Source organism: Corallococcus sp. AB032C (assembly GCF_003668935.1).
Taxonomy (GTDB): Bacteria; Myxococcota; Myxococcia; order Myxococcales; family Myxococcaceae; genus Corallococcus; species Corallococcus exiguus.
In genome coordinates, this window is the sequence record NZ_RAWP01000001.1 from 82,969 (window position 1) to 109,642 (window position 26,674).

17 protein-coding genes are annotated in these 26,674 nt (G+C 70.3%); 4 read left to right on the forward strand and 13 right to left on the reverse strand.

Features of this window, described 5'->3' with window-relative positions:
• The first annotated feature begins 32 nt into the window (after positions 1-32).
• Positions 33-2,393, forward strand: coding sequence for a phosphoketolase (locus D7X99_RS00350; RefSeq protein WP_121775945.1), 2,361 nt, complete (start codon positions 33-35; stop codon positions 2,391-2,393).
• Entirely contained in the window at positions 2,390-3,565 is a 1,176-nt protein-coding gene (locus D7X99_RS00355) for an acetate/propionate family kinase (protein WP_121776035.1), read from the forward strand. Before D7X99_RS00350 ends, D7X99_RS00355 begins: the two co-directional genes overlap by 4 nt.
• A gap of 6 nt (positions 3,566-3,571) precedes the next feature.
• On the opposite strand, the gene D7X99_RS00360 is transcribed toward D7X99_RS00355, so the two are convergent.
• The 12 genes from D7X99_RS00360 to D7X99_RS00420 form a co-directional block, all read right to left on the reverse strand.
• The gene (locus D7X99_RS00360) at positions 3,572-4,690 is read right to left on the reverse strand and encodes an LptF/LptG family permease (RefSeq protein WP_121775946.1); all 1,119 of its coding nucleotides are present in this window, start codon (positions 4,688-4,690) and stop codon (positions 3,572-3,574) included.
• Entirely contained in the window at positions 4,687-5,799 is a 1,113-nt protein-coding gene (locus D7X99_RS00365) for an LptF/LptG family permease (protein WP_121775947.1), read from the reverse strand. The genes D7X99_RS00360 and D7X99_RS00365 overlap by 4 nt, the downstream gene beginning before the upstream one ends.
• The gene (purD, locus tag D7X99_RS00370; RefSeq protein ID WP_121775948.1) at positions 5,796-7,055 is read right to left on the reverse strand and encodes a phosphoribosylamine--glycine ligase; all 1,260 of its coding nucleotides are present in this window, start codon (positions 7,053-7,055) and stop codon (positions 5,796-5,798) included. Before purD ends, D7X99_RS00365 begins: the two co-directional genes overlap by 4 nt.
• 1 nt (position 7,056) lies before the next feature.
• The gene (locus D7X99_RS00375) at positions 7,057-10,041 is read right to left on the reverse strand and encodes a zinc-ribbon domain-containing protein (RefSeq protein WP_121775949.1); all 2,985 of its coding nucleotides are present in this window, start codon (positions 10,039-10,041) and stop codon (positions 7,057-7,059) included.
• Positions 10,042-10,045: 4 nt separating this feature from the next.
• Complete coding sequence (gene purH / locus D7X99_RS00380) at positions 10,046-11,590, reverse strand: bifunctional phosphoribosylaminoimidazolecarboxamide formyltransferase/IMP cyclohydrolase (protein ID WP_121775950.1); 1,545 nt, start codon at positions 11,588-11,590, stop codon at positions 10,046-10,048.
• 107 nt (positions 11,591-11,697) lie between these two features.
• The gene (locus D7X99_RS00385) at positions 11,698-12,189 is read right to left on the reverse strand and encodes a sigma factor-like helix-turn-helix DNA-binding protein (protein WP_014397952.1); all 492 of its coding nucleotides are present in this window, start codon (positions 12,187-12,189) and stop codon (positions 11,698-11,700) included.
• Between the two features lie 57 nt (positions 12,190-12,246).
• The gene (locus tag D7X99_RS00390) at positions 12,247-12,771 is read right to left on the reverse strand and encodes a MerR family transcriptional regulator (RefSeq protein ID WP_121775951.1); all 525 of its coding nucleotides are present in this window, start codon (positions 12,769-12,771) and stop codon (positions 12,247-12,249) included.
• 161 nt (positions 12,772-12,932) lie between these two features.
• Positions 12,933-14,951 carry a serine/threonine-protein kinase gene (locus tag D7X99_RS00400; protein ID WP_171805360.1) on the reverse strand — a complete coding sequence of 673 codons (2,019 nt, stop codon included), beginning with the start codon at positions 14,949-14,951 and terminating at the stop codon, positions 12,933-12,935.
• A gap of 20 nt (positions 14,952-14,971) precedes the next feature.
• Positions 14,972-17,803, reverse strand: a complete 2,832-nt coding sequence (locus D7X99_RS00405) for a protein kinase (RefSeq protein ID WP_121775953.1) — start codon at positions 17,801-17,803, stop codon at positions 14,972-14,974.
• 100 nt (positions 17,804-17,903) lie between these two features.
• Positions 17,904-18,227, reverse strand: a complete 324-nt coding sequence (locus D7X99_RS00410; protein ID WP_120578020.1) for a hypothetical protein — start codon at positions 18,225-18,227, stop codon at positions 17,904-17,906.
• Positions 18,228-18,417: 190 nt separating this feature from the next.
• Positions 18,418-21,372, reverse strand: a complete 2,955-nt coding sequence (locus tag D7X99_RS00415) for a choice-of-anchor D domain-containing protein (RefSeq protein WP_121775954.1) — start codon at positions 21,370-21,372, stop codon at positions 18,418-18,420.
• 208 nt (positions 21,373-21,580) lie between these two features.
• The gene (locus D7X99_RS00420; RefSeq protein WP_121775955.1) at positions 21,581-22,234 is read right to left on the reverse strand and encodes a phosphatidylcholine/phosphatidylserine synthase; all 654 of its coding nucleotides are present in this window, start codon (positions 22,232-22,234) and stop codon (positions 21,581-21,583) included.
• A 230-nt stretch (positions 22,235-22,464) separates the two neighbouring features.
• On the opposite strand from D7X99_RS00420, the gene D7X99_RS00425 reads away from it, so the two are divergent.
• Positions 22,465-24,936 (forward strand): acylase, encoded by a 2,472-nt coding sequence (locus tag D7X99_RS00425; RefSeq protein WP_233613015.1) that lies wholly within the window; start codon positions 22,465-22,467, stop codon positions 24,934-24,936.
• Between the two features lie 370 nt (positions 24,937-25,306).
• Entirely contained in the window at positions 25,307-25,759 is a 453-nt protein-coding gene (locus tag D7X99_RS00430) for a DofA protein (protein ID WP_120581340.1), read from the forward strand.
• A gap of 75 nt (positions 25,760-25,834) precedes the next feature.
• Here D7X99_RS00430 and D7X99_RS00435 read toward each other — a convergent pair whose 3' ends face one another.
• Positions 25,835-26,668 (reverse strand): ThiF family adenylyltransferase, encoded by an 834-nt coding sequence (locus D7X99_RS00435; protein ID WP_121775957.1) that lies wholly within the window; start codon positions 26,666-26,668, stop codon positions 25,835-25,837.
• Between the last annotated feature and the right edge of the window lie 6 nt (positions 26,669-26,674).

Below are 26,674 nucleotides of genomic sequence, written 5' to 3' on the forward strand. Positions count from 1 at the left end.
GGATGCACGGCCTTCACTTTAGGAGATGAAAGATGGCGGGTCCGCTGAGTGACGAGGAGCTTGGAAAGATTGACGCCTACTGGCGCGCGGCGAACTACCTGTCCGTCGGGCAGATCTACCTCAAGGACAACCCGCTCCTGGAGCGACCCCTCACCCGCGAGGACATCAAGCCCCGGCTGCTCGGGCACTTCGGCACCACGCCCGGCCTCAACTTCATCTACGTCCACCTGAACCGCATCATCCGGAACCACCGGGCCAACATGATGTATCTCATTGGCCCCGGCCACGGCGCTCCGGGCATCATCGCCAACACGTTCCTCGAAGGCTCCTACACGGAGCTGTATCCCAACATCGAGCGCAACCGCGACGGAATGAAGCGCCTGTTCCGCCAGTTCTCCTGGCCCTACGGCGTCCCCAGCCACGACGCGCCGGAGGTCCCCGGATCCATCAGCGAAGGCGGCGAGCTGGGCTACTCGCTGCTCCACGCGTACGGCGCCGTGCTGGACAACCCGGACCTCATCGTCCCCTGCGTCGTCGGCGACGGCGAGGCGGAGACGGGCGCGCTCGCCGCGAGCTGGCACTCCAACAAGTTCATCAACCCCATCACCGACGGCGCGGTGCTGCCCATCCTGCACCTCAATGGGTACAAGATCGCCAACCCCACGGTGCTCGCCCGCATCGACGCCGACGAGTTGGAGTCGCTCTTCAAGGGCTACGGCTACACGCCCTACTTCCTGGAGGGCGACGACCCCAAGGACATGCACCAGCGGATGGCGCAGGTGCTGGACACCCTCTACGCCGAAATCACGCGCATCCAGCGCCACGCCCGAGAGAAGAACGACCCCACCCGCCCGCGCTGGCCCATGCTCGTGCTGCGCACCCCCAAGGGGTGGACCGGCCCGAAGGTGGTGGATGGCAAGCCCGTGGAGGGCACCTGGCGCGCCCACCAGGTCCCGCTGGCCGAGGTGCGCGACAACCCCGAGCACCTGAAGATCCTGGAGGCGTGGCTCCACGGCTACCGCCCCCGCGAGCTGTTCGACGCGAACGGCACCTTCCGCGAGGAGCTGGCGGACATCGCCCCCAAGGGCCGGCTGCGCATGGGCGTCAACGCGCACTCGAACGGCGGACAGTTGCTGGTGCCGCTCGCGCTGCCGGGCTTCCGCGACTACGCGGTCGACCCGGGCGTCCCGGGCTCCAAGCAGGTCAGCGCCACCAAGGTGCTGGGCGGCTACCTGCGGGACGTGATGCGCAACAACCTGGCGACGAAGAACTTCCGCATGTTCGCCCCAGACGAGAACGCGTCCAACCGGCTCCAGGACGTGTACGCCGTCAGCGGCAAGAGCTGGGACGCGAAGCAGGAGCCCACGGACGAGAACCTCTCCGTCGACGGCCGCGTGATGGAGGTCCTGAGCGAGCACCTCTGCCAGGGCTGGCTGGAGGGGTACCTGCTCACCGGACGCCACGGCTTCTTCTCCTGCTACGAGGCGTTCATCCACATCATCGATTCGATGTTCAACCAGCACGCCAAGTGGATAAAGAGCGCCAGGGAGCTGCCGTGGCGCAAGCCCATCGCGTCGCTGAACTACCTGCTCAGCTCGCACGTGTGGAGGCAGGACCACAACGGGTTCTCCCACCAGGACCCGGGCTTCATCGACCACGTGGCCAACAAGAAGGCGGATACGGTTCGCATCTACCTGCCGCCGGACGCGAACACGCTCTTGTCGGTGGCGGACCACTGCCTGCGCTCGAAGAACTACGTGAACCTCATCATCGCGGGGAAGCAGCTCTCTCCGGCGTGGCTGGACATGGAGAGCGCGGTGCGCCACTGCTCGGAGGGCATTGGCGCGTGGGACTGGGCCAGCAATGACGACGGCGACCCGGACGTGGTGATGGCCTGCGCGGGCGACGTGCCCACCCTGGAGACGCTGGCCGCGGTGACGCTGCTGCGCGAGTGGGCCCCCGAGCTCAAGGTGCGCGTGGTCAACGTGGTGGATGTCTTCACGCTCGCGCCCGTGCACGTCCATCCGCACGGACTCAACGAGGAGGACTTCAACCGCCTGTTCACCACGGACAAGCCCGTGGTGTTCGCGTTCCACGGCTACCCCACGCTCGTGCACAAGCTCACGTACAGCCGGGCCAACCACGACAACATCCACGTGCACGGGTACAAGGAAGAGGGCACCACGACGACGCCGTTCGACATGACGGTGCTCAACGACATGGACCGCTTCACCCTGGCGCTGGATGCCATCCGTCACTCGAAGGCCGCGCGGCACCGGCGGGACGACGCGGAGCAGCGCTTCTCCGAGGTGCGCCAGCGCCACAAGCTCTACGTGTCGGAGCACGGCGAGGACATGCCCGAGGTGGCCGACTGGAAGTGGACCGCGCGATGAGCGATTCGGGCGCGGTGCTGGTCATCAACAGCGGCTCGTCGTCGCTGAAGTTCGGTCTCTACGTCGAACAGGGTGGCCAGGAGGCGGTGCGGTTCAAGGGCAGCGCGACCCACATCGGCGCGGAGCAGGGCCGGCTGGTCGTGAAGGACGGCGCGGGGGAGCAGGTGCGCGCGGTGGACGTGCGGCATCCGTCACAGGAGGAAGCGTTCCGCGAGGCCGTGCGGCACCTGGAGGAGCTGGGCGGAGAGCGGCCCCGGGCCATCGGGCATCGCGTGGTGCATGGCGGCCCCCGCCTGCGCGAGCACCAGGCCCTGACGCCGGAGGTGATGAAGGCGCTGGAGGAGGCGACGCACTTCGCGCCGCTGCACATCCCTCCGGCGCTGCGGCTCATCCGGGCCACGCAGCGGCAGTACCCGGGCGTGCCGCAGTTCGTCTGCTTCGACACGGCCTTCCACGCGACGATGCCGGAGGTCGCCTCGACGTTCCCCCTCCCCCGCTCCGTGCGGGATCAGGGCGTGCAGCGGTACGGCTTCCATGGTCTGTCGTACGAGTCCATCGTGGCGAGGCTCGCACCCCAGGTGCCCGCCCGCACCGTGGTGGCCCACCTGGGCAACGGCGCGAGCCTCGTGGCGCTGGAGCGCGGACGCTCCGTGGATACCTCCATGGGCTTCACGCCCACGGGCGGCATCCCCAGTGGAACGCGCACCGGTGACCTGGATCCGGGCGTGCTGCTGTTCCTGATGCGCACGGGTGGAATGGACGCGGATGCGCTGGAGACACTGGTGAACCACGACGCCGGTCTCCGGGGCTTGTCGGAAGGGACCAGCGACATGCAGGCCCTCACACGTGACGCGGCGGCGGGCAACGCGGCGGCTGAGCTGGCGGTGGACGTCTTCACGCGAAGCATCGCGAAGACGGTGGGGGCCTACTCGACGGTGCTCGGCGGGCTGGACCTGCTCGTGTTCACGGGAGGCATCGGAGAGAACAGCGCGCGGGTCCGCGAGGGCGTATGCGCGAAGCTGGGCCACCTGGGTATCCAGTTGGACTCGCGGCGGAACGAAACCGGCGCGGAGGTCCTCACGGCCGATGCGTCGCCTTGTCCGGTGCGCGTGCTGCCAAGCGATGAGGAGGTTCAGCTCGCCCGGCACACGCGCCGGCTGCTTCGCGGGTGAAGCCTCCTACGCCTGCCGCGTGGCGCTCCGGCGCGGCAGGTGCAGCAGGCCTTCGCGGCGCAGCCACAGGGCTGCCGCGACGATGGTCAGCAGTGTCGTGGGCATCCAGGCCGCCACGGCGGGCGCCAGGCGCTCGGTGAGCACCAGCGTGCGGGACACCACCATCAGGCCCCACATCGCCACGGCGATGAGCAGCCCCTCCACCACCGCCGCCGTCAGGTGTCCGCGCCGGTTCGTCCGCAGCGCCAGGCCCACCGCGAGCAGCGCAGCGGGCAGCCCCGCCAGCGGATACGCGAAGCGGTTGTGCCACGCGAGCTGGAAGGCCTTCGTCGCGAGCCCCACCTCCGCTCGCGCGACAATCTGCTCGCCCAGTTCTCCCAGGCGCATCTGCTCCGGACGGCCCGGCCGGATGCGGAACGTCGTCGCGCCCACGCCCAGCTCGTACTCCGCGGTGGGCTGCTGCGTCACGGACGTGCGCCCGTCCTCCGTGAACGTGCGCTCCACCACGTCCGTCAGCTCCCAGCGCGTGCCCTCCACCGGGCGCATCCGCCCCGCGTCCACTCGGCGGCGCAGCTTGAACTCCGGCGTCAGCGTGAAGATGGAGACGTTCTCGAAGCCCTCCTGCGGATTGCCGCCTCGCAGGAAGAAGATGGCGTCCCCCCGCCGGAACCACTGCTTCGGCGTGTAATACATCCGCCAGTCGCCCCAGCGGTTGAAGCGCTGCGTGGTGATTTCATCCACGCGCCGGCCTGCCCTCGCGGCCACCGTCTCGTCGAACACCACCAGCCCCACGCACGCCACCAGCGCGCACACGCCCACCGGCAGGTACAGCGCCGCCGGTCCGAAGGTGAGCGCCCGGAGCGCAGTCACCTCGCCCTTCTTGCGCAGCGCCGACACCGTGGTGCCCGCCGCCAGCAGCAGCGCCGCCGGCCCCAGCTGCTGCACCGTCACCAGCGCCTTGTAGCCATAGAGCTTGAGCACATCCAGCACCCAGCCCTCGCCACCGTAGGCCTTCGCGCGATCCACGAAGTCCACCACCAGGAACACCGCCACCACGCCCGCCAGGATGCCCAGCGTGTAGCGCACGTACGCGCCCACCACGTACCGGAAGAGGGTGCCCTTCACCGCACCGTCCCCGAACGCGTCACGCGGTACAGCGCGAACGCCCCCACCGCCATGAAGAGCACGTTCGCCAGCTGCCCCGCGACGAACACCGGCATCTGGCCCTTCTGCCCCATCTGCTCGAAGGCGCGGCTCAGGAGGTAATAGAGGACGTAGCCCCCCAGCGTCAGCAGGTAGCCCCACGCGCGGCCCGCCTGCCTGCGGCCAATCGCCAGCGGCGTGCCCAAGAGCGCGAACGCCACCGGCGCCACCGCGTTGCCCATCCGGCTGTGCAGCGCCATCAGGAAGGGACGCGCATCCTCGCGCCGCTCCTCCGCGTCCTTCGCCGCCGCCAGCAGCTCCACCGGCGTCAGCTCCTCCTTCGGCGAGCGGAACCGGTTGCGCCGCGACAGCGAGCCGCCCAGCCCCACGTTGATCTCCGCCTTCTCGAACGCGACGACGCTCGCGTCCACCGAGGAGCGGTTGGCGCGGTGCACCTCGCCTTCCCTCAATTCAATCCGCAGCGCCTCGCCCCGCTCGGACGTGCCCACGCTGCCCTTGTGCGCCAGCACCAGCAACGGCGAGCTGGGGTCGCGGTCGTCGTGCAACAGCACATTCGTCCACCCGCCGCCCTTGGGCGCCACCTTCTGCGCGTACAACGTCAGGTCGCTCAGGTCCTCGTAGAAGACGCCGGACTTCACGTCGCCCGCGACGTTCTTCTGGATGACCTCGCCCACCAGGTCCTTCACGCCCGTGAGGCCCCACGGCTCCACCGTGGACGTGAGCAGCACCATGAACGCGCTCAGCGCGATGCCCACGCCCAGCGGCGCCGCCAGCAGCTGGAGCGGGCTGATGCCCAGGGCCTGCAGCGACGTGAGCTCCCGGTCCTCTCCCAGCCGCCCCAGGCCCAGCAGGATGGCCAGCAGGAACGCGATGGGCAGCGCCATCACCAGGAAGTGCGGCGCCAGGTACGCGATGAGCCGGCCCAGGTCGACCAGCGTCACCGCCGAGCCCAACAGCACGTCCGTGCCGCGCAGGAACTGCATCACGAACAGCAGCAGGAACATGAACGCCACCCACACACCCAGGGGGACGAGCAGTTCCTTGAGCAGGTAGCGCGCCAGCAGCTTCACGACCGCGCCCGCAGCCCCCGCGCGCCAATGTCCCGGCGGAAGTGCTTGCCCTCGAAGCGTACGGCGTCCGCCGACTCCAGGGCCCGCTCTCGCGCCGTCGCCAGGCTGTCACCCCGAGCGCACACCGTCAGCACCCGGCCACCCGCCGTCACCAGCGCGCCGTCCTGCTTCGCCACGCCCGCCAGGAACACGGGCGCGTTCGACGCCACCTCGTCCAGCCCTTCAATCCGCTGGCCCTTCTTCGGCGCCTCCGGGTAGCCCTCCGCCGCCAGCACCACGCCCACGGACGCTCCCGGGAACTGCTTCAGCGGCCGGGGCTCCAGCGTCCCCTTCGCGCACGCCTCCATCAGCGGCAGCAGGTCCTCGTCCACCTGCATCACCAGGACCTGCGTCTCCGGGTCGCCGAAGCGCGCGTTGAACTCCAGCACCTTCGGGCCAGACGCCGTGAGCATCAGCCCCGCGTACAGCACCCCGCGCAGCGGCGTGCCACGCTTCTTGAGCACCGCCAGCGTGGGCGCGATGACCTGCTCGCCCACCTGGACCAGCTGCGCCGGAGTGAGGAACGGCGCCGGGCAGTACGCGCCCATCCCGCCGGTGTTGGGACCCGTGTCGCCCTCGCCCACGCGCTTGTGGTCCTGCGACAGCGGCAGGAGCACGTAGCGCTCGCCGTCGCACAGGGCCATCAGCGAGACCTCCTCGCCCTCCAGCAGCTCCTCCAGCACCATGCGCTGGCCCGCCTGCCCCATCTGGGCCACGGCGCGCACGGCTTCACGCGCGGACTTCGCGTCCGGCGCGACGATGACGCCCTTGCCCGCGGCCAGGCCGTCCGCCTTCACCACGATGCGGCCCTGCGCGACGGCGTACGCCTCCGCCTCCGCCGCGTCCGTGAAGACGCGGAAGGCCGCGGTGGGCACGCCCGCCTCCGCCATCACCTCCTTGGCGAAGGCCTTGGAGCCCTCGATGCGCGCGGCCGCCGCGACGGGGCCGAAGCACGGGATGTCCACCTGCGCCAGCGCGTCCGCGACGCCCGCGACGAGCGGCGCCTCCGGGCCCACCACCACCAGGTCCACGCGCTCGCGGCGCGCCAGCGACACCACCGCCTCCGGCGAGTCCGCCTGCAACGGTACGTTGGTGCCCCACCGCGCCGTGCCCGGGTTGCCGGGGCCGACGAGGAGCCGAGAGAGACGAGGACTCTGGGCCAGCTTCCATGCGAGCGCGTGCTCGCGGCCGCCCGACCCCAGCAACAGGACCTTCACGTCAACCTCGCTCGTCCAGTTTGAAGAGCAGCGTCTTCGCCGGGAAGTAGGAGGGATCCAACCCCACCACCTTCTCCAGCACCGCGCGCGCCTCCTGCGGCTTCGACGTCATCAGCAGCTCCGCCAGCTTCGTCTGCGCGGACAGCATCTTCGGCGCGACGTCCAGGGCGGACCGCAACGAGCGCATCGCCCCCGCCACGTCCCTGTCCGCGGCCTGCGCGAGCCCCAGCGACAGGCGCGCCACCGGCAGCCCGCGCTCGACCCGCACCGCGCGCTCCGCCAGGCTCCGGGCCTGCGGCCCCTTCGTGTCCAGCGCGATGAGCGCCCGGTACGCCTGCGCACCGCCGCTGTTCTCGTTCACGTCCACCACGGTGTGCAGCAGCCGCTCCGCGGTCTGACGGTCCCCCTGATGGAAGCGCACCAGGGCCTCGTAGAGCAGGGGCTGCACGTCCTCCGGACGGTCGCTCAGGGACTTCACCACGTTCTCCACGCCCACCAGCGTGTCGCCCGGCCGCAGCCAGAAGCGCGACAGCGCGGGCCGGGGCGCCAGCCGCAGGGGATCCCACTCGCGCGCCTCCAGCACCGGGTAGAACAGGCGGAAGACCTCGTCGCGCTTCTTCGCGCTCGCCGCCGCCACGCCTTCCAGCAGCTTCGCGTCCATGCGGCGGTCGTCCAGCCGCACCGCCTGCTGGAAGCGCTCCTGGGCTCCGGCCACGTCGCCTTCCAGCAGGTGCACGCGCCCTTCCAGCACCTTCTCCAGCGCGGCGTCCTGCAGCCGGCCCTGGAAGCCCTTCAGGTGCTCGCGGGCCAGGGCCGCGTCCTTCTGCGCCAGCGCCACCAGGAACCACTGCAGGTGGGCCTCCGGCATCGCCGGCACCACCTTCAGGGCCGCCGCGGCCGCGGTCGCGGCACCGGTGTCATTGCCCGCGGTGCGCTCCGCCGCGGCCAGGTGGCTGAAGATTTCGGAGGCGTCTCGCGGGCCGTAGCGGGACGCGTTCTTCGTCAGCTCCTTCAGGGCGCGCACGGCTTCGCGCGCGTTGCCCTCCGCCTGGTAGCGCAGCACCGCCAGCGCCAGGGAGGCGCGCACGTCGCCCGCCTTCGCCTTCAACCGGTCCTCGTACAGCTTGCGCGCGCGGGCGGTCTCGCCGACCTCCACGTAGATGCGGGCGGTGGCCTCCAGGCTGTTCCAGTCCTGGGGATCCAGCTCCATCCGCTGGCGCAGCTGCTTGAGCGCCAGCCCGTACTGGCCGGCCTGCTCGTGCGCGAGCGCGCTGTAGTAGTCCACGCGCTGGAGCTTCGGCGCCAGCTTCCGCGCGGCGTCGAACTCCTGGTTCGCCAGCTCACGCGACGTGGCCACCTGCGAGCGGCCCAGCACCAGGTGCGCCTCGGCCTTGTAGGCGTCAGCGGCCTTCGGCTGGGACAGCACCTCCGTCGCCAGCCGCGCCGCCTCCTCCAGGTTGCCGGACTGACGCGAGCGCGCCAGCAGCAGGTTCGCGTGCGCGACGAGCAGCGCGGGCGTCTCTCCAGCCATGCCCGTCGCGGCCTGGATGAGGTCGCGCGCCTCCTGGAAGGAGTTGTCGTCCATGCCCGGACCGCGCCCGAGCGCCAGCGCCTGCACGTACCCGGCGATGGCGTCCGTGCTGCGTGGGTCGAGCAGCAGCGCCTGCTGGAAGGACTCCTCGGCTTCCGTGTAGGCGATGCGCTGGTCCAGCTCGAGCTGCTTCTGACCGGTGGCCAGGTGCTCCGCGCTGGTGCCCTCCAGCTCCAGGAACTGGAGCTTCCACCGGCCCACCGCGGTCAGCACCTCCGGAGGCACCGCGGCCGGAGCGGGGGGCTGCGCGGCCCGGGCCAGCTGCTCCTGCTGGGGCTTGTGCACGAGGAAGTAGTAGCCCGCACCGCCGGCCCCCAGGACCGCCAGCGCCACCAGGCCGAAGACTCCTGCACGGCTGCCGCCACCGCTTCCGCCACGCTGCGCGCTGCGGACCGGCGCGGCGGTGATGTGCGACGTGCGCGCGGGCTTCACCGAGCTCACGCGCGAGTCCGGCGCCAGCGCCGTGGCGCCCTCGAACCGGGGTTCGTCCTCGGACGCGGTGCCGTCCAGGCCGCTCATCATGGGCAGTTCCACCAGGCCGCCGCTGTCGGACGGAGGCGGCGCCGCCACCTCGGGCGCCACCACCACGGACGACTCCCGGGGGAACGCGGACTCCCGCTGCTTGCAGGCCTCGCAGGTGCCCAGGGCCTGATCGAAGGGGTCCGTCAGGTCCTTGCCGCACGAGCGGCAGTTCGTGTGCATCTCCTTCTTCGGGACCACCGGCGCGGGCGCGCGGGCGGACATGCGGCCCAGGGACACCGCCCCGGCGGGAGGCGAGGAGGCCCGCCCGGGCGTGGGCGCCAGCGGGGCTTCCGGCTCCAGGCCCCCGGGCGCCGGGCCGAGGAAGTCGAGCAGCGGATCTTCCGGAGGAGCGGATGGCGCCGCTGCCGGCGCGGGAGCCGCCACCCCGGGCGCGTCGGGCACCGGCGGGCCAGGCTTCGCGGCGGGCGCCGCCCTGGGCGAGGACGGGCCCAGGTTCGCGAACGGGTCCGCGGGAAGGCCCCGGGAGACCTGCGCCGCGGGCGGCCCCAGGTCCGCGAACGGGTCCACGCTCCCCGGCGGCCCCAGCTCCGGCATCTCACCGAAGTCCCCGAAGAGGTCCGACTTCGCAGCCGCCTTCGGTGCTTCCCGTGGCTTCGCGGCGACGGGCGCGGCGGCCGGATTGCTCCGGGGCTCGCGGGCGACTGGAGGCGCCGGTGCGGCCGCGGGCGGATTCGGCTCGGCGGCGGGAGGCACGGCCCCTTCAGGGGGAGCCGTCACGGACGCGGCCGAGGCCTCCCGCTTCACGAGCTGGAGGTGACGGCAGCGGGGACACTGCGCGCGGACGCCCTTGGTCGTGATCAACCGATCGTCGATCGCGTAGGCCGCCGCGCATTTCTGGCAGACGATGCGCATGAAGTTAGTGGCGGAAGTGTCGCACTCCCGTCACCACCATGGCCATCCCATGTTCGTCCGCGGCGGCAATCACCTCCGCGTCCCGGACAGACCCGCCTGGCTGGATGACCGCCGTCGCCCCCGCCCGGGCCGCCTCGTCCAGCCCGTCCCGGAAGGGGAAGAAGGCATCCGAGGCCACGGCGCTGCCCTTGAGGGCCTCGCCACCCCGCGTCATGGCGATGCGCACGGAGTCCACCCGGTTCGTCTGCCCGCCGCCCTGGGCCAGCAGCTGCGCCGGCGCCGCGAAGACGATGGCGTTGCTCTTCACGTGCTTGCACACCTTCCAGGCGAAGCGAAGGGCCCGCTCCTCCTCCGGCGTGGGGGCGCGCTTGGACACCACCTTCCACTCCAGGGGCGGCTCCACCGCGTCCCGGTCCATCAGCAGCATTCCCCCGGACACGCTGCGCGCGTCCACCTGGGGCCGGGGCGCCGCCGTGGCGGACGCCAGCGCGGGGCCCGCCTCCAGGAGGCGCAGGTTCTTCTTCCCCGCCAGCACCTGGAGCGCCACCGCCGAGTACGACGGCGCGATGACCGCCTCCAGGAACGTCTCCGCCATGGCCTTCGCCGTGGCCTCGTCCACCTCCCGGTTGAAGGCGACGATGCCGCCGAAGGCGCTCACCTCGTCCACCGCGCGGGCGGTGCGGTAGGCCTTCTCCAGCGCGTCGTCCACCGCCACGCCGCACGGGGTGTTGTGCTTGATGACCACCGCGCAGGGCTTCTCCGGGAACTCCAGGACGAGCCCCAGGGCCGCGTCCAGGTCCAGGATGTTGTTGTACGAAAGCTCCTTGCCCTGGAGCACCTTGGCGAAGGCGACGGACGGCTCCTTCGGGGCGGCGTATTCCTTGTAGAAGGCGCCGCGCTGGTGCGGGTTCTCCCCGTAGCGCAGGCCCTGCACCTTGCGGAACGCGAGCGACAGCTCTTCGGGGAAGGGCTCCTGGGCCTCGCCGGACAGCCACCCGGAGATGGACGCGTCGTAGGCCGCCGTGTGCGCGAACGCCTTGCGCATCAGCCGGCGCCGCGTCTCCAGGCCCACCGACTTGTGGCCCTCAATCTCCGCGAGCACCGGCGCGTAGTCGTCCGGGTCCACCACGATGGCCACGTGCTGGAAGTTCTTCGCGGAGGCGCGGACCATCGCCGGCCCGCCAATGTCGATGTTCTCGATGACGTCGTCCTCGCCCGCGCCGGACGCCACCGTCTGGCGGAACGGGTAGAGGTTCACCACCACCAGCGAGATGGGCTCGATGTTGTGGGCCGCCATCTCCGCCTTGTCGCTGTCCAGGTCGGGCCGGCCGAGGATGCCGCCGTGGATGCGGGGGTGGAGCGTCTTCACGCGGCCGCCGAGGATTTCGGGGCTCTTCGTGTGCTCGGACACCTGGGTGGCGGGGATGCTGGCGGCCTTCAGGGCCTCCAGGGTGCCGCCCGTGGAGAGCAGCCGGTAGCCCAGCCGCACCAGGCCCTGGGCGAAGGGGACCAGACCGCGCTTGTCGGAAACGCTCAGGAGAGCCAGCACGTGTGCGCCTCGCAATGGGTGGGGGGTGGCGCGGGTCCTAGCAACCACCCCCTGGGGTGTCAACGCAACACGTCACCCCAGGCCCTCAGCGAAACAGTGCCCTGCCCTCAGGGCTTGCGGGCGGACACGGGAGGCTCGGCCTCCGTGGCCTCACGCAGCTTCATCAGGCCGCGCGTCTCCACCTGACGGATGCGCTCGCGGGTGAGGTTCATGATTTCCCCCACTTCCTCCAGCGTGATTCCGCCCTTCTCCGCCACGTCCAGGGCACAGGTGTGCTCCAACTCCGTGATTTCCTTGTCCGGGAAGTTGAGCTTGATGGAGCCCGTCTCCGGGTTCACGTCCAGGTAGAGGTTGTGCTTGCAGGACACGAAGAGGCACGGGCGCGGGCCGTTGATGCAGTCCGCTCGGGTGCGCGGCCGCTGCTCGTCCACGAGCTTGAGGGTCTCCGCCTCTTCCGGGTCCAGCTGACCGGCGAGCCTGCGCCGGCGCAGGTCGCGCGCCATCTCCTTGCGCGACATCGTCTTGGAGCGCCGGCGTTCCGCGGGCTGCTCCTCCTCATTCCCCCCCTCGCCCTCCTGCAGCTGCTTCACTTCCGACATGTTTCGTCCTCCAGATGTGTGGAGTCTATCCGGTTCAACAGGACCCGGGGGGGCATCCTATTGTGGCCGGAGCGTTTCGTCTTCGCGCGCCGTGACGGCGCTGCCCAACCGGGCGACATCCCGGACCAGATCCTGCGCCCGTTGCCTGAGCGTTGCCAACTGGGCTTCGAGTGACCTCCTGCGTTCTCCTCCCAGGGGCCGCCCTCCCAGCTCCTCCTGGAACCCGTCCAGTACTTCCGACAAGTCCCGCTGGAGCTGGTCGATGTGGTTTCGGTGGAACACGAAGGAGCGACGGATGTCCTCCAGGGTGTGTCCTTCGGCCATCATCTTCTTGATGACGTTGATGCGCCGTACCACTTCCACCGGGTAGAGGCCCAGGCTTCCCTGGTGCTTCCCCTTGCGGCCCACACGGCGGCTGCGGGGGAGCAGACCGGCCTGGACGTACTTCCGGAACGTCGCCTCCGAGAGCCTCACGCCCCGGGGCCGGAAGATTTCCAGGATCGCGTTCGCGGGCAGGCCTCCCGCGTTTTCGCGCTCGATGCGCTCGAGTTCGTCGGGCGCGAGCAGGTCCATCGATTCCATTGAATAGAGGCTACTGAATGGACGCCATAGGTGCCAGATTCGCGCGTCATTCGTCAAGGAAGACGAGCAGGCGTGCGGGCGGACGTCGTCCGTCCGACGCTGCGCGCCGGCTGCCGGGGGCTTCAGGGGATGGAGGGACGGGAGGCGGGCTCCAGCCCAGCTCAGCGGCCGCGGGACGCGCGGAACTCCTGAATCACGGAGCCGTTGGCGGGGACGACGACGGTGAACGTCTTCGTGCTGGTCGGGTGCGCGAAGGTCAGGCTGTAGGTGCCGGCCGGCACCTTGTAGCTCGCACGGCCCTGCACGTCCCCGAGCCGCTTCGCGCCCAGGAAGACGGTGGCGTAGGGGTTGGCCCGCACCTGGAGCGTGCCCATGGCCTTCGCTGTATCCGCGGCGGCAGGCGCCGTGGCGGGGGCGGCCGGTTCGGTGGACGGAGGCGGGGTCAGGGCGGCTTCGCGCTGCTGCCCTTCCAGCTCCGAGTCGATGGCCTCCGCGGCCGGCGTGCGGGCGGGTTCGGCCGGCGGCACCGTGGCGGTGGCCGGAGGAGGGTTGGCGATGGGGGCCGTGGCCTGCGCGGGCGGACTCCCCTGCCCCGCGTCCCGGGCACCGGTGTTCGAACGGGCCACGGCGAGGACGCCCACCAGGCCCGCGAGCCCCACCACGGCGGCTCCAGCCCACAGGGCACGCTTGCGGTTCGGCGCGACGGGAGGCCCCGGCTCGGTGGCGGAGACCGTGTCGAGCTCACGGTCGTCGGCGCCAGAGCCTTCGTCGGCGGCGAGCGCGACCCGGCGCGCGGAGGCGGTGTCGGGCTTGCGGCTCGAGGACTCCGCCCGGCGCGCGGAGGCGGATGACCGCGAGCCTCCATCCACGGAACGGCTCGCGGACGCACCGGCGTCGTCATCAGCGGAGCCGGCCCAGGCGGCCATGGAGTTCTCGTCGCGAGGGGACGCATCCCTGGCGGCGGGGACCTCGCGGGATTCGCTGCGCCGGGCGAGCGGCGCTTCCCTTCCCATGGATTGCAACGGCATCTGCGGCGTGGGCTGCGGAGGACGACCACTTGGAGCCTGGTCGTCTCGCGACAGCACCAGCGTCGTCCCGTGGCGGTCCTCGTCCGGCGAGGCGCCCCGCTTCGCTCCCGAGGCGTGCTCGCGCGACGGCATCACCGCCGTGGGTTCGCGGGGCGGCGCTCCGGCGGCGGGCAGCGCTCCATCCTCCAGCGCGGTGCGCTCCGGGAGCGCGGGCAGCGCCTGGTTGCTCGCCGCGATGGGGAACAGCGGCCGGACGAACGCGCCCACGTCGGTGTCGTCCACGGAGCGGGCGTGGTTCAACACGCACTGGGCCAGCGCGCGCTCCAGCTCCCCTGCCGTCTGGAAGCGCTTGGACAGGTCTCGCTCCAGCGCGCGGCAGATGACGGCGTCCAGGTCCGGCGGCACATCCGGGTTGAGGCGCGCGGGCGGAACGATGGTGCTCTCCTGCACCGCGCGCAGGACGGCGATCTCCGAGTCCCCCTGGAACAGGCGCCCGCCGGTGAGCAACTCCCACAACACCACGCCCAGCGCGAAGACGTCGGTGCGCACGTCCACGCTCTCGCCCCGGGCCTGCTCGGGGGACATGTACGCGAACTTGCCCTTGAGCACGCCGGGGTTCGTCAGCTTGTTGCCCGCCTTCGCGATGCCGAAGTCGGTGAGCTTCACCGCGCCGTCGTAGGACACGAGCACGTTGTGCGGCGTGACGTCCCGGTGCACCAGGTTCAACAGCTCGCCGTTCACCCGCAGGCGGTGGGCGTAGTGCAGGCCGCGCGCGACCTCCGCGCCGATGTGCGCCACCAGCACGGGCGGCATCGGCGTCATCGCCTCCTTGCTCCGCTTGCGCAGCTCCCACAGCGAGCAGCCGCGCACGTACTCCATCGCCAGGTAGTAGGTGTCCTCGTGCTTGTCGAAGTCGAAGATCTGCACCACGTTGGCGTGGTTGAGCCGCGAGGCCAGCCGCGCCTCCGCGATGAACATCTGCACGAAGTCCGGGTCGCTCGCGAGGAACGCCCGCACGCGCTTGATCACGACCTCCTTCTCGAAGCCCTCCGGCCCGCGCGCGGTGCACAGGAAGATCTCCGCCATGCCCCCTTCGGCGAGCTTGCGGCGCACGACGTACTTGCCGACGTGGGTGCCTGCCTCGAGCGTCACGGAAGGGTCCAAGGCCACGCCTACTCGAACTTGACCGTCACCACGTTGAGGTCGATGGGACGCACCTCGATGCGGCGGCTGACAGTGCGCTTCAGCTCGGGGTTGGTGAACTTGCAGTCATACGAACCCACCCGCAGCTCCACCGGCTGGAACGGCGTCTCCCCCAGCTTGCGGCCGTTGCATGACACCTCCGCCCAGGGCGTCACCACGAAGCTCACCGACGCGGCCCGCTCCACGGCGCGCGCGGCTTCACGCACCTCCGGTGCAGGCACCACCGTGGCCGCCGTGGCGACGGGCGTCTTCACCACCGGCGCGGGAGCCTGGGCGCCAGCGGGCTCCTGGACCTGCTTCACCTCGGGGGCCGCGGCGTCCGGCTCACGGGGAGCGGCCACGCCGGAAGGTCCGACGCCGGGCTCCGGTGTCGTTGGAGCCGGCGGCGCCGACGCGGGCGGCTCCGTGCCGGGCTTTCCGGACGACGGCATCGGCACGAGCTTCAGCGGCCCCACGTCGAGCCGGCCGGACGGCGGGATGACGACCTGCGTGCGCAGCTCGCGGTAGCCTTCCTTGATCAGCACGACCCAGTAGCGGCCGGGCTTCACCGTCGGCAGCGTCAGCGGCGTGCGCTCCGGGAGCACCCGGTCCTCGAAGACGACGCGCGCGCCCGCGGGCTCGGACGCCACGTGCACACCGCTGGCGCCCGGGCCCAGGCTCCACACGAGGGCGACGCCCACCAGGATCGCGACGAGCACGATGGCGCCGTACAGGAGCCCCCGGCGCTTGGGCGACTCCACGGCGGACTGCTCGGTGAGCGTGCCGGTGCGGGCCGGCGGCACCCACGCGCCAGGCATGGGCGCACGCGACGCGGAGCGCGGCGCGGTGGACGCGGTCATCTCCTCGATGGTCGCGTGGGGCGCGGGCACCGGGAGCCGGTGGCCGCGGTGTTCACCGGACGGCGTGGGCCCGCCCGGACGGGGAGCTGGAATCTCGGAGCGCGGCACGGCGCGCAGGTCCTGCGTGGGGCCCTCGTCCACGTCCGCGCGGGAGACAGAGCGCATGTCCAGGGTCGAGTCGTCCTCGTCATCCCGGGTCAGCGTCGCCGTCAGGGAGCGATGATCCAGCGTGGGACCGTCCTCCTCGATCTGGAACGCGCCGGAGAGCTTCCCCTGCGTATCCACCATCGCGAGCGTGGGGCCGTCCTCCTCGATCTGGAACGCGCCGGAGAGCTTCCCCTGCGTGTCCACCATCGCGAGCGTGGGACCGTCCTCCTCGATCTGGAACCCGCCGGAGAGCTTCCGCTGCGTGTCCACCATCGCGAGCGTGGGACCGTCCTCGTCCTGCGTCACCGTCGGGAGGGACGGCTCCTCCAGGCGCACCGGCCGGGTGCTCCGCGAGGGCGGGGACTCCAGCGCCCGCCGCGAGCCCGTCATGCCCCGGGGGGCCTCGGCGCGAGGGTCGGCGTTGCGGACCTCGGAGCGGGGCTCCGGCCGCGCTTCGACGGCGCGGGCCTCCACGCGCGGGTCCGCGTTACGGACTTCCGAGCGAGGCTCCGGCCGGGCATCGACAGCGCGGGAGTCCACTCGCGGATCCGCATTGCGAACCTCGGAGCGGGGCTCCGGGCGGGCGTCGACGGAGCGGGCCTCCGCGTTGCGCGCGTCCACCCGCGCCTCCGCGTTGCGGCCTTCCGGACGGGTATCCGGGCCCCGGACCTCCGAGCGAGCCCCACCCGCCTCCGCGTCCTCGCGGCGCGCCTCCACCTTCCCACTGGGACGGCTCGGCCGGTTCGGACGTAGCGTGGTGGTGGGCTCGTTCTCCGTGCGCCCCGGCGCCGTCGCGGGCCGCATCACCGACCGGCGCGGCGCGGGCGCCGGAGCCACTCCCGCCTCCTCGTCCGTCACCTGCACCTCGCCGGAGCGCGCCTCCTCCGTCAGGCGGTCCGCGTACAACTCCCCCATGTACCCGGCCAGGTCCGCCGCCGTGCCGCACGGCTGCGGCTGCGACGCGAGCCACCCCTCCAGCGCCCGCTGCAGCTCCTGCGCGTGCTGGAAGCGCGCGTCCGGCTCCTTCGCGAGCGCCTTGAGCACGATGACGTCCAGCTCCGCCGGCACCCGGGGCGCCACCTGCGAAGGCGCGGGGACGTTGCACTCCGCCACCGCCGACAGGGTCAGCATGTCGCTGTGGCGCTTGAAGAGGCGCCCCCCGGTCAGCAGCTCATGCAGCACCACGCCCAGCGCGAACACGTCCGAACGGCGGTCCACGCGCTGCCCGGCGGCCTGCTCCGGCGACATGTACGAATACTTGCCCTTGAGCACCCCGGAGCGCGTGACGGTGGCCTGATCCGCCGCCTTCGCGATGCCGAAGTCCACCACCTTCACGCCGCCGTCGAACGTCACCAGGATGTTCTGCGGCGACACGTCCCGGTGGACGATGCCCAGCGGGCGCCCCGCCGCGTCCGTCTTCTTGTGCGCGTAGTCCAGGCCCGCGCACGCCTCCAGCAGGATGCGGCACACCAGGGGCACCGGCAGCGGACGGCCCGCCGTCTCCGAGCGCTTCCAGAGCCGGCGCGCGTCCACGCCATGGATGTACTCCATGGCGATGAAGAAGGTGTCCCCCTCCGCGCCCAGGTCGTAGATCTGCACGACGTTGGGGTGAGCGAGCCGGGCCGCGATCCGCGCCTCGTCCAGGAACATCCGGACGAACTCGTCGTTCTCCGACAGGTGCGGGAGGATCCGCTTCAACACCAGCAGCTTGTCCGGAGCATCCGAACCTGGCCGACGTGCGAGGTAGATCTGCGCCATGCCGCCCGTGGCGAGGCGCTTCAGGAGCTGGTAGCTGCCGTAGGTTTCGATGGACACGGCCGGACGCGAGGAGGCGAACCCCAAGCGTAAGCGGCCGGGCCAGGGGAATCAAACATCGAATCCCCCTGGGCTTTTCCCGGCTCCACCGGGCGTGTGCCTAGCGCCGGGCGGCCCGGACCTCGCGGGTCTCCCGCATCAGGGCCTCCAGTTCGTCCAGGTGCCGCTTGAGCACCGGCATCAGCACCGGGGCCGCGTCTACCCGGTCGAACAGGTCCAGCACCCGGTCCACCTTGCGCTCGATCTCCTGCGCCCTCACGGGGCTGATGCGCCGCAGGAGCATGTCCGCCCCGGCCTCCATCAGGACCCGGGCCACCGCGTTCCGGTCCGCCAGCGGCTCCTGCTTGCGCTGCCCCTCTCCACGGATGACCCGCAGTCCCGGCGCACCGGCGCGCGGAGAGGACTTCAGGGGCTCATCGGGCATCCAGGTGCTCACAGCGCCTCCAGGGCAACAGCGTGCAGACGCTCCGCAGGGTACACACCGAGGGAGCGCCTCCAATTTTCTGGTCATCCGCACAGGCAGATGCAGTGCTGTAGCACCGGGGTCTGACACCCCCGTTCGGGGCCGGATGGCCGGCCCGTCACGGGGTCCACACCCACAGCTTCTTCACCGTTCAGTCGTTGGCGCAGGCGCGGCGGTAGGTGACGGCCACCTTGGAGCCCGGCGGCGGCACCACGCTGAACACCACGCTGTTGGACGCGGCGTCATAGGTCCACCCGCTGGTGGTGGCGGTGCCGTTGACGGTCACCACCACCGTGCCCGCGTCGGGCTCCTCGCTCAGCGGGAAGCGGTCCTGCGCGCTGAACGCCTTGCTGGCCACCTGCCGGAGCAGCGGCGCGTAGTCCGCCGCGCAGACGTTGAGCACCTCGCCGCCCGTCTGCGCCGCCGCGTCCGCGTACCGGGTGCCGGTGCCGCCCGCCGTGGCACAGGACGTCTTGGTGGGCGCGATGGCGAAGAACGTGGCCCGCTGCGGCTGGTTCTCACCCTTGCGCTGCTGCGCCCACTGCACGTACGTGGAGACCGCGTCCGGCGAGTGGTCGTCCTCGTCGCCCACGAACACCACCACCAGCGCCGCGGAGTCGCGCAGGAAGCCCGCGTTGCCGTCGTTGGCCAGCGGCGTGCGCGGATCATCCACGTTGTTCACCAGCGGAGAGGTCAGCGCGCGGCGCATCGCTTCAAAGCCCTGCTCCACCTGGGCGCACTGGCCCACCTGCACGTTCTGCTGGAGCACCTGCGTCACGTTGGCCGTGCCCAGGGTGAGGATGCGCTGGCGGCTGTTGTCCGCCGGGAAGAAGCGGCCGGCCTCGCCACCCAGCGCGCCGCCCGGGCACGCGCCGGACACCGCGGAGATGCCCGTCGTCGTCACCGCCATGTTCACGTCCACCGCCTTGTTGCGCGCGGCGTCCACGAACGCGGGGATGGCGGACACGAGCTTCGGGTGCTCCTCCACCATGGACGCCGTGTTGTCCACGACGAACAGCACGTCCACCTTGCTCACGTCCTGCTGCACGAAGGTGTCCGTCTTGTCCGTCTTCTTCGACGACTCACCGATGAGCGGCACCATCAGCGGGATGGCCAGGTCGCTGGAGTCCACGAAGAGCGGCGACAGGTTCATTCCCGTCACCTGCGCCAGGTAGTCCACGCCCACCGTGAAGGACTCGCCCGGCGCAAGCTGGAACGCGGGCGGCGCCGGGTGGTCCAACAGCTCGAACTCCGTGTCCGTCGTGCCCGGCCCGATGAAGACGTTGGACACCGTGATGGGCGTGGTGCACGCGTTGAGGTAGTTCACCTCGCGCGGCGCCGGGCGGCAGTCCTTGCGGCCCAGGCCGAAGTCCAGGTACCAGGGCGACGCCACCAGGCACGTCTCCTGCGAGTTCGCCATCAGCGGCACCTGCCGCACCGGCGTCACCGGGTTGTACTGCTCCACCTGCAACTCACCGATGAAGCTGCCGCCGGTGAAGGGCGCCTGGAACGCCACCTGGAAGCTGAACCAATCCCCCGGGTAGATGATGCCGCCGAAGAGCTCGCCGCCGGGCATCTTGAACACGCCGCCGCCGTCGTTGGCGACGCGGATGTTCTTCACGGGGCACAGGTCCGTGCCCTTGTTCTCCAGCTTCACGCCCAGCACCGCGCCGCGGCCCGGCGGGAGGGTGCCGAAGTCCACCAGCTCCGGCGTGACGGTCAATTCACAGGGCGCGTGCGCCTTCGCGCTGCCGAAGAAGTCCAGCTGCACGGTGGACGCGGAGAACGCGCTCGTGGTCATCACCAGCGCGCCGGATGCGCTGCCCTCGCGCATGGGCTCGTAGAAGACCTCCAGGTTCAGCTCGCCGTTGGCCGGCAGGGTGAACGGCAGCGTCACCGGCTTGTTGTTGAACTGGAGCTGGGCGCCCGTCGCGTCCGGCGTCCAGTCCAGCGTGTTGATGGTGAGCGGCCCCGCGTTGTCCGTGCCGCAGTTCTTCACGTTCACCACCACGCGCACCTTGGAGCCCAGCGGCTGCTCGCCGAAGTCGTACATCATCGGCGACACGCACAGCTCGGACGCGCCGCCAAAGCCTCGCAGCGGCACGGGCAGCGTGGGATGGCGCTTGCTCACCACGGTGTAGACGGCGCGGTCCGTGGCCGCGCCCATGTGGCCGGGGCTGTAGCGGATTTCAAAGGCCCGCACTTCGCCCGGCTGGAGTACCAGCGGCAGGCCCGTGTTGTTCTGGCTGAAGGACGCGTCCGTGCCATCCAGCATGAGCGACGTCACCGTCACCGGCTCCGTGCTGATGTTGCGCAGGCTGGAGGCCTTGATGGCGTCGCGGTCCACCGGCACCGCGCCAAAGTCCACCACCTCCGGCTCCGCCACCACCGCGCGCTCCAGCGACTCCGCCGTCACCTGCACCGGCACGTCCGCGCACCCGTGGCAGGGCGAGATGGCCAGCGCGACCTGCTTCTTGCCGACCTTCACCGGGTTGAAGGTGAGGGGCAGCTCCACGCGCTCGCCCGGGTTCACCGTCACCGGCGCCGCGATGAATTCATCCTTGTCCGCGCCCACCAGCTTGGGCGTCACCATCACCGGCAGTTCCGTGGGGTTGTCCAGCGTCACGCCCAGCGTCTTGGTGGAGTCCGCCTCGATGCGGCCGAAGTCCAGCGCGCGCGGCGTCACCCGCGCCCACGCGTCCACGCCCGCGCCGTTGAGGGGAATCCGCATCAGCGGCTCGATGCGCGTGTCCGAGCGAATCACCAGCACCGCGGGCAGACCGCCCTGCGCCAGCGGCGCGAAGCGCACCTTCAGCGTGCACTCGCTGCCCGGCACCAGACTGTGCGGGCCTTCGTGGGTGAACTCCGCCTTGTAGGCACCCTCTGGCCCCTCCACCCAGGCCTCGTCCACCGTGATGCGCGCGCGGCCTACGTTGCGCAGCGTCACCGTGGATTCGCGAGCGTCGAAGACCGCCACCCGCGCGAAGTCGACGCCACCTGGCGTCGCCGTCAGCCGGCCGTCCGCGAGCGACGAGCGCTCCCGGTCCGCGCAGCCCGACAGAAGTCCCACCACCACCAAACCCAGCAGGCCCCAGCGCCCCGTCATGGCACCCACCCTTCCCTCCCCGCCTCGCCCAAAAGCCTTGAAGCCGCGAACGCGGCCACACCTTCCGGGTGTGGCCCTCGCGGATCAGGTGGCGAAGCTAGGCACCCACCCCGGGACTGCCAACCGCCTCACCGTGGGAAAAACAGGGGAACTGCCCTCCAGAACGTCCACTGGATGGCACCACCCCCGCCCACCCCGGCGGAAGACTTCAGAATTTCGGAATCCGCAACGTCTTGCTGATCATCGCGCTGCCGCTGACCACGTAGAGCAGCGCCAGCGGGTGCAGTTGGAGCGGGCCCAGGTTCCACACCCCGCCCCACAACGCGTCGCCAATGCGGCCCTGCCAGGTCGCCACCGCCAGCACCATCACCAGCACCAGGCTGGTAGGGATGGGCGTGCCCTCGAAGTACTTCACCTTGCCAGTGCCGTCGGACAGCTCCGCGGACGTGACGTTGAAGCGCGCCAGGCGGCTGATGCCACACGCGACGAAGTAGAGCAGCGCCGCCACGTCCAGGTTGCCGCGCACGCCCACCGCGAACGCCAGCGCCGCGGGCGCCATGCCAAAGGAGATGACGTCCGCCAGCGAGTCCAGGTCCGCGCCCAGCGGCGACTTGCGGAAGCGCCACCGGGCGATGCGGCCGTCCGCCACGTCCATCACCAGCGCCACCGGCATCAGGCAGAACGCCACCCACAACCAGCGTGGGTTGTTGGTGGCCAGCGACTGCATGGCCGCCAGGATGGCCCCGGCGCCGGCGAAGCCATTGCCGAGCGTGACGAAGTCCGCCAGCACGAAGGTGCGAATCATGGAGAAGTGGCGGCGCTGGCGGCGGGCCGCGGGCGGCGACGAGGGCTCGGACGTCATGGCTCACATGTAACACACACCGTCTTTCCGGCTTTCCCAAACCCACGACGCAACGCATCCGTCCGTTTCATCTCCGTGGAAAAGTCAAATCCCAGAAACATTGACCGGCGAATCGCCACCTTCCTAGTCTCCGGGCCGCCATGCCCGAGCACATCCCCGATAATCTTCCTCCTCGCGGAGGGTCCCGTTCTGTCCGGACCCGCCGTCTTTCTTTCTCCCTCATCGCGTCCATGGCGCTGGTTGCCAGCGCCGGATGTGACGACAAGGAGCCGGTCGACCCGACTCCGACTCCGACCACCCCGAAGTACACGGCGAAGATCAAGCGCACGTCGTACGGCATTCCGCACATCACCGCGGACTCCTACGCCAGCCTGGGCTTCGGCCAGGGCTATGCCTTCGCGCAGGACCATGTCTGTACCCTTGCGGATCAGATCCTCAAGGTGCGCGGCGAGCGCGCGCGCTACCTGGGTCAGGGCGCGGGCAACAGGCACGTGGCCAGCGACCTGGCGTACCTGGCCATGGACCTGATGGGGCGCGCGGAAGCGGCCTTCCCCACCCTGTCGCAGGAAGTGCAGGACATGGTCACCGGCTACGTGGCCGGCTACAACAAGTACCTGCAGGACACGCCCCCGGAGGCCCGTCCCACCGAGTGCGCCAACGCGGCATGGGTCAAGCCCATCAGCACCGTGGACCTGCTGGCGTACAACACGGACCTGACGCTGCTGGCGGGCATCAACGCGCTGGCGCTCACCATCCCGAACGCCACGCCCCCCACCGTGGGCGCACAGTCCGTGGACCCGAAGCAGGCCGCGCTGCGCCCGCAGATGCCGTCGCTGGAGGAGCTCCAGCGGCTGAAGCTGGCGGACTTCGGCAGCAACGGCTGGGCCCTGGGCGGTGAGCGCACCGACAACGGCAAGGGCATGGTGATGGCCAACCCGCACTTCCCCTGGGAAGGCGAGCTGCGCCTGTGGGAGAGCCAGCTGACCGTGCCGGGCCAGATGAACGTCTACGGCGTGGGCCTCATGGGCGTGCCGGCGGTGCTCATCGGCTTCAACGAGAACGTGGGCTGGACGCACACGTTCTCCTCCGGCCAGCGCGCGACGATGTACCAGCTGCAGCTCGTGGACGGGAAGCCGACCGTCTACAAGTACGGCAGCGAAGAGCGCCAGATGACCTCCAAGACGTTCACCATCCTGGTGAAGCTGTCGGAAGGCTCCCTGACGAACTACTCGCAGACCGTCTGGTTCAGCCACTACGGCCCGATCATCGCCTTCCCGGACTCGGCCGCGCCGGGCTTCCCCTCCGGCACGCTGGGCTGGAACACCAAGACGGCGCTCACGCTGCGTGACGCCAACATTGAAAACACCAAGTTCCTGGACCAGTTCCACGGCATGAACAAGGCCAAGAGCCTGGCCGAGTTCAAGGCCGTCTACGCCACCGAGCAGGGCCTGCCCTGGGTGAACACCATGTTCGCCGACAAGGACGGCAACGCCTGGTACACGGACGCCACGCCCACGCCCAACCTCTCCAAGGACGCGTACACGAAGTGGCTCACCGAGGCGACCACGGGCTCCAACCCCATCACCGCCGGCATCTTCCAGGGCCTGGGCTTCGTGCTGCTCAACGGCAGCGACCCGGCCAATGAGTGGCAGGTGGAGCCGGGCTCGCGCAGCCCCGGCCTCGTGCCCTTCGCCAAGGTGCCGCAGCTGGAGCGCAAGGACTTCGTCTTCAACGCGAACGACAGCTACTGGCTGGCCAACCCCGCCGCGCCGCTCACCGGCTTCTCCCCGCTGCACGGCCTGGAGAACTTCCCCCAGTCGCCGCGCACGCGCATGAACGCCAAGGTCCTCACGGAGGTCAGCGCCACCGGCGCCTCCGGCGCGGACGGCAAGTTCACCCACGAAGAGCTGAAGACGGCCGTGTTCAGCAACCGCAGCAGCATGGAGGAGCTGGTTCGCGCCTCGCTCGTGGAGCGCTGCGCGGGCAAGACGACGGTGCCCTACAACGGCACCGCCGTGGACATCAGCCAGGCCTGCGCGCTGCTCACCGCCTGGAACGGCCGCTACGACGTGGACCAGAAGGGCGCGTTCATCTTCCGCGAGTTCCTGGGCGCGTACACCTCCGGCAACCTCCAGAACGCGGGCCCGCTGTTCTCCGTTGGCTTCAACCCGGCCGACCCCATCGCCACGCCCAACACCGTGACGCCCGCGCCCGCCACGGGTGACGACCCGGTGCTGGTGAAGCTGGCGCAGGCCGTCTTCACCATCAACCGCTCCACCAACGCGCTGGACAAGACGCTGGGCCAGGTGCAGTTCACCACCCGCTCGGGCACCCCCATCCCCCTGCACGGCGGCATGCACCGCGAGGGCGTCACCAACGTGATGTCCTACGGCGCCGCCCGCACCACGGTGTTCGACTTCGCCCAGCCCCACACGGCCACGTTCAACGCCAACACCCTGCTGGCGAAGGAGGGCTACCCCATCAACAACGGCAGCTCCTTCATCATGGCGCTCCAGTTCACCAACGCGGGCCCCAGCGCCAACGCCGTGCTGACCTACAGCCAGTCTGGCGACCCCAAGTCCCCGCACCACGCGGACCAGACCCAGCTGTACTCCCAGAAGCAGTGGCGCCCCATCCTCTTCACGGACGCGCAGATCAACGGCGACGCGAACATGGTGGAGACCACTGTCTCCGGCGGGTAACCGCTTCCACCTGAAGACCTGAAGTCTCTTGAAGGCCCTGGGAGCCACCGCGCTCCCAGGGCCTTCTTGTTTTCATGGGGAATCGCCGTTGAAACTTGTCACATGGAACGGAATAGACAGACAGGGCGGGCGGCCCCGGCGTCTGGGTTCAACATCCAACAGCTGACATCCAAGGGGGCCTTCGAGGCGAACACACAGTCCGTGACGTCGTCAGGGCTGAGCCGATGTGTCGTCTCAACAATGTCAGCCTCCAGGGCTAGTTTCTTGACCGCGGCTGAAGAGCAGGATGTCCCTCAGGCCCAGGGAGAAAGCCCGGACGCGTACCGACCGGGACGGCCGCTGGGTCCGACACGAAGGAGTCGCGAACGCCATGGCACTTCCGGTCTACAAGACAGACGTCATCGATAAGGTGTTCTTCCTGCGCTGGGATGCTCCACCGACGCCGGAAGAGATTCAGGCGGTGTTCCAGAAGATGCAGGCCGCCTACCAACAGCACCAGCAGCAGCCGTTGGTGCTGGTGACAATCGCGGGAGCGAAGTCCGCGGTCCCCAACAGCGAACAGCGGCGGCACCTGTCCAACATGCTGTCGGACGCGCGGGCGCTGTTCTCCGAAATCCACGTCATCATCGAAGGCAACGAGCTGCAGCACAACCTCCAGCGCGTCATCGTGTCGGGGATGCTCATCGTCACGCGCACGTATGACGACCAGTTCATCCGCGTGCACAAGAACGCGGACGGGGCTGCGGGCTTCATCGCCCGGCGGCTGGGCGTGGATGGAACGCAGCTGGTGAACGAAGCGCGGTCGCGCGGCGTGGTGATGTAGTCCCCGGGGGGATTCGGGGGCCCTTCAGAAGGGCCCCCGGCCCCGGAGAGAGAAGCCTTCGCGCGGGCGACCCTTTCAGCCCCTCGCGCCCTGCCCCACCGGGCGGGCCGGACGGGTGGCGCTGACGGTGCCGCGCACGTAGCGGTGGTCGAAGAGGTCCACGTAGAGGTACTCGGGCCAGGACACCATCGCGCGAGCCCCCAGCATCACGCCTCGCATGATTTCACTCACCATCAGCCCCGCGGCGGTGGTGGCGCCAATCACGCACGTGGGCGCGTGGCCCTTTCCCTGGTAGCAGGCATCCATGTACTCCTGGAGCATGTAGCTGCCCAGGTGCGGGATGATTTTGGGCAGGTCGATGCGTCCGTCCGGGAGGATGAAGAGCTCTTCGTAGAGCGGCGCGTCCGGCTGGAAGACGTGGAGCGCGGCGCCAAAGCCCAGCATCAGCCCGGTCATGATGGGGATGCCCATCTCCCGGCACGTCTGGTGGAGCGACTCCTTGGCGCGGGCCCCCGCGATGTCGATGACCTCCACCACGTAGTCCACCGGCGGCAGACCGCCCAGGCCCTGGAGCACGTGCGCCACGTTGGCGTCGGTGATGCCCTCCTTCGCCTTGTGCACGCGCAGGTCCGGGTGGATGTCCCGGCACATGCGCTCCACCACGTCCACCTTGTGCTGGCCCAGGGTGCTTTCAAAGCAGCCAATCTGCCGGTTGATGTTGTGGCGCTCGTAGACGTCGAAGTCCGCGAGCGTCAGGCAGCCGAAGCCCAGGCGCGTCAGGTCCACCGCGCACTGGCCTCCGGCGCCGCCCACGCCGGCGACGAGCACGTGGGTGCTGGCGAGCTTGTCCATGGTCTGCGGGTGGAGGACGCCCAGGTTGCGCTGGAAACGGGGGTTCACGTTGCTCATGGCAGG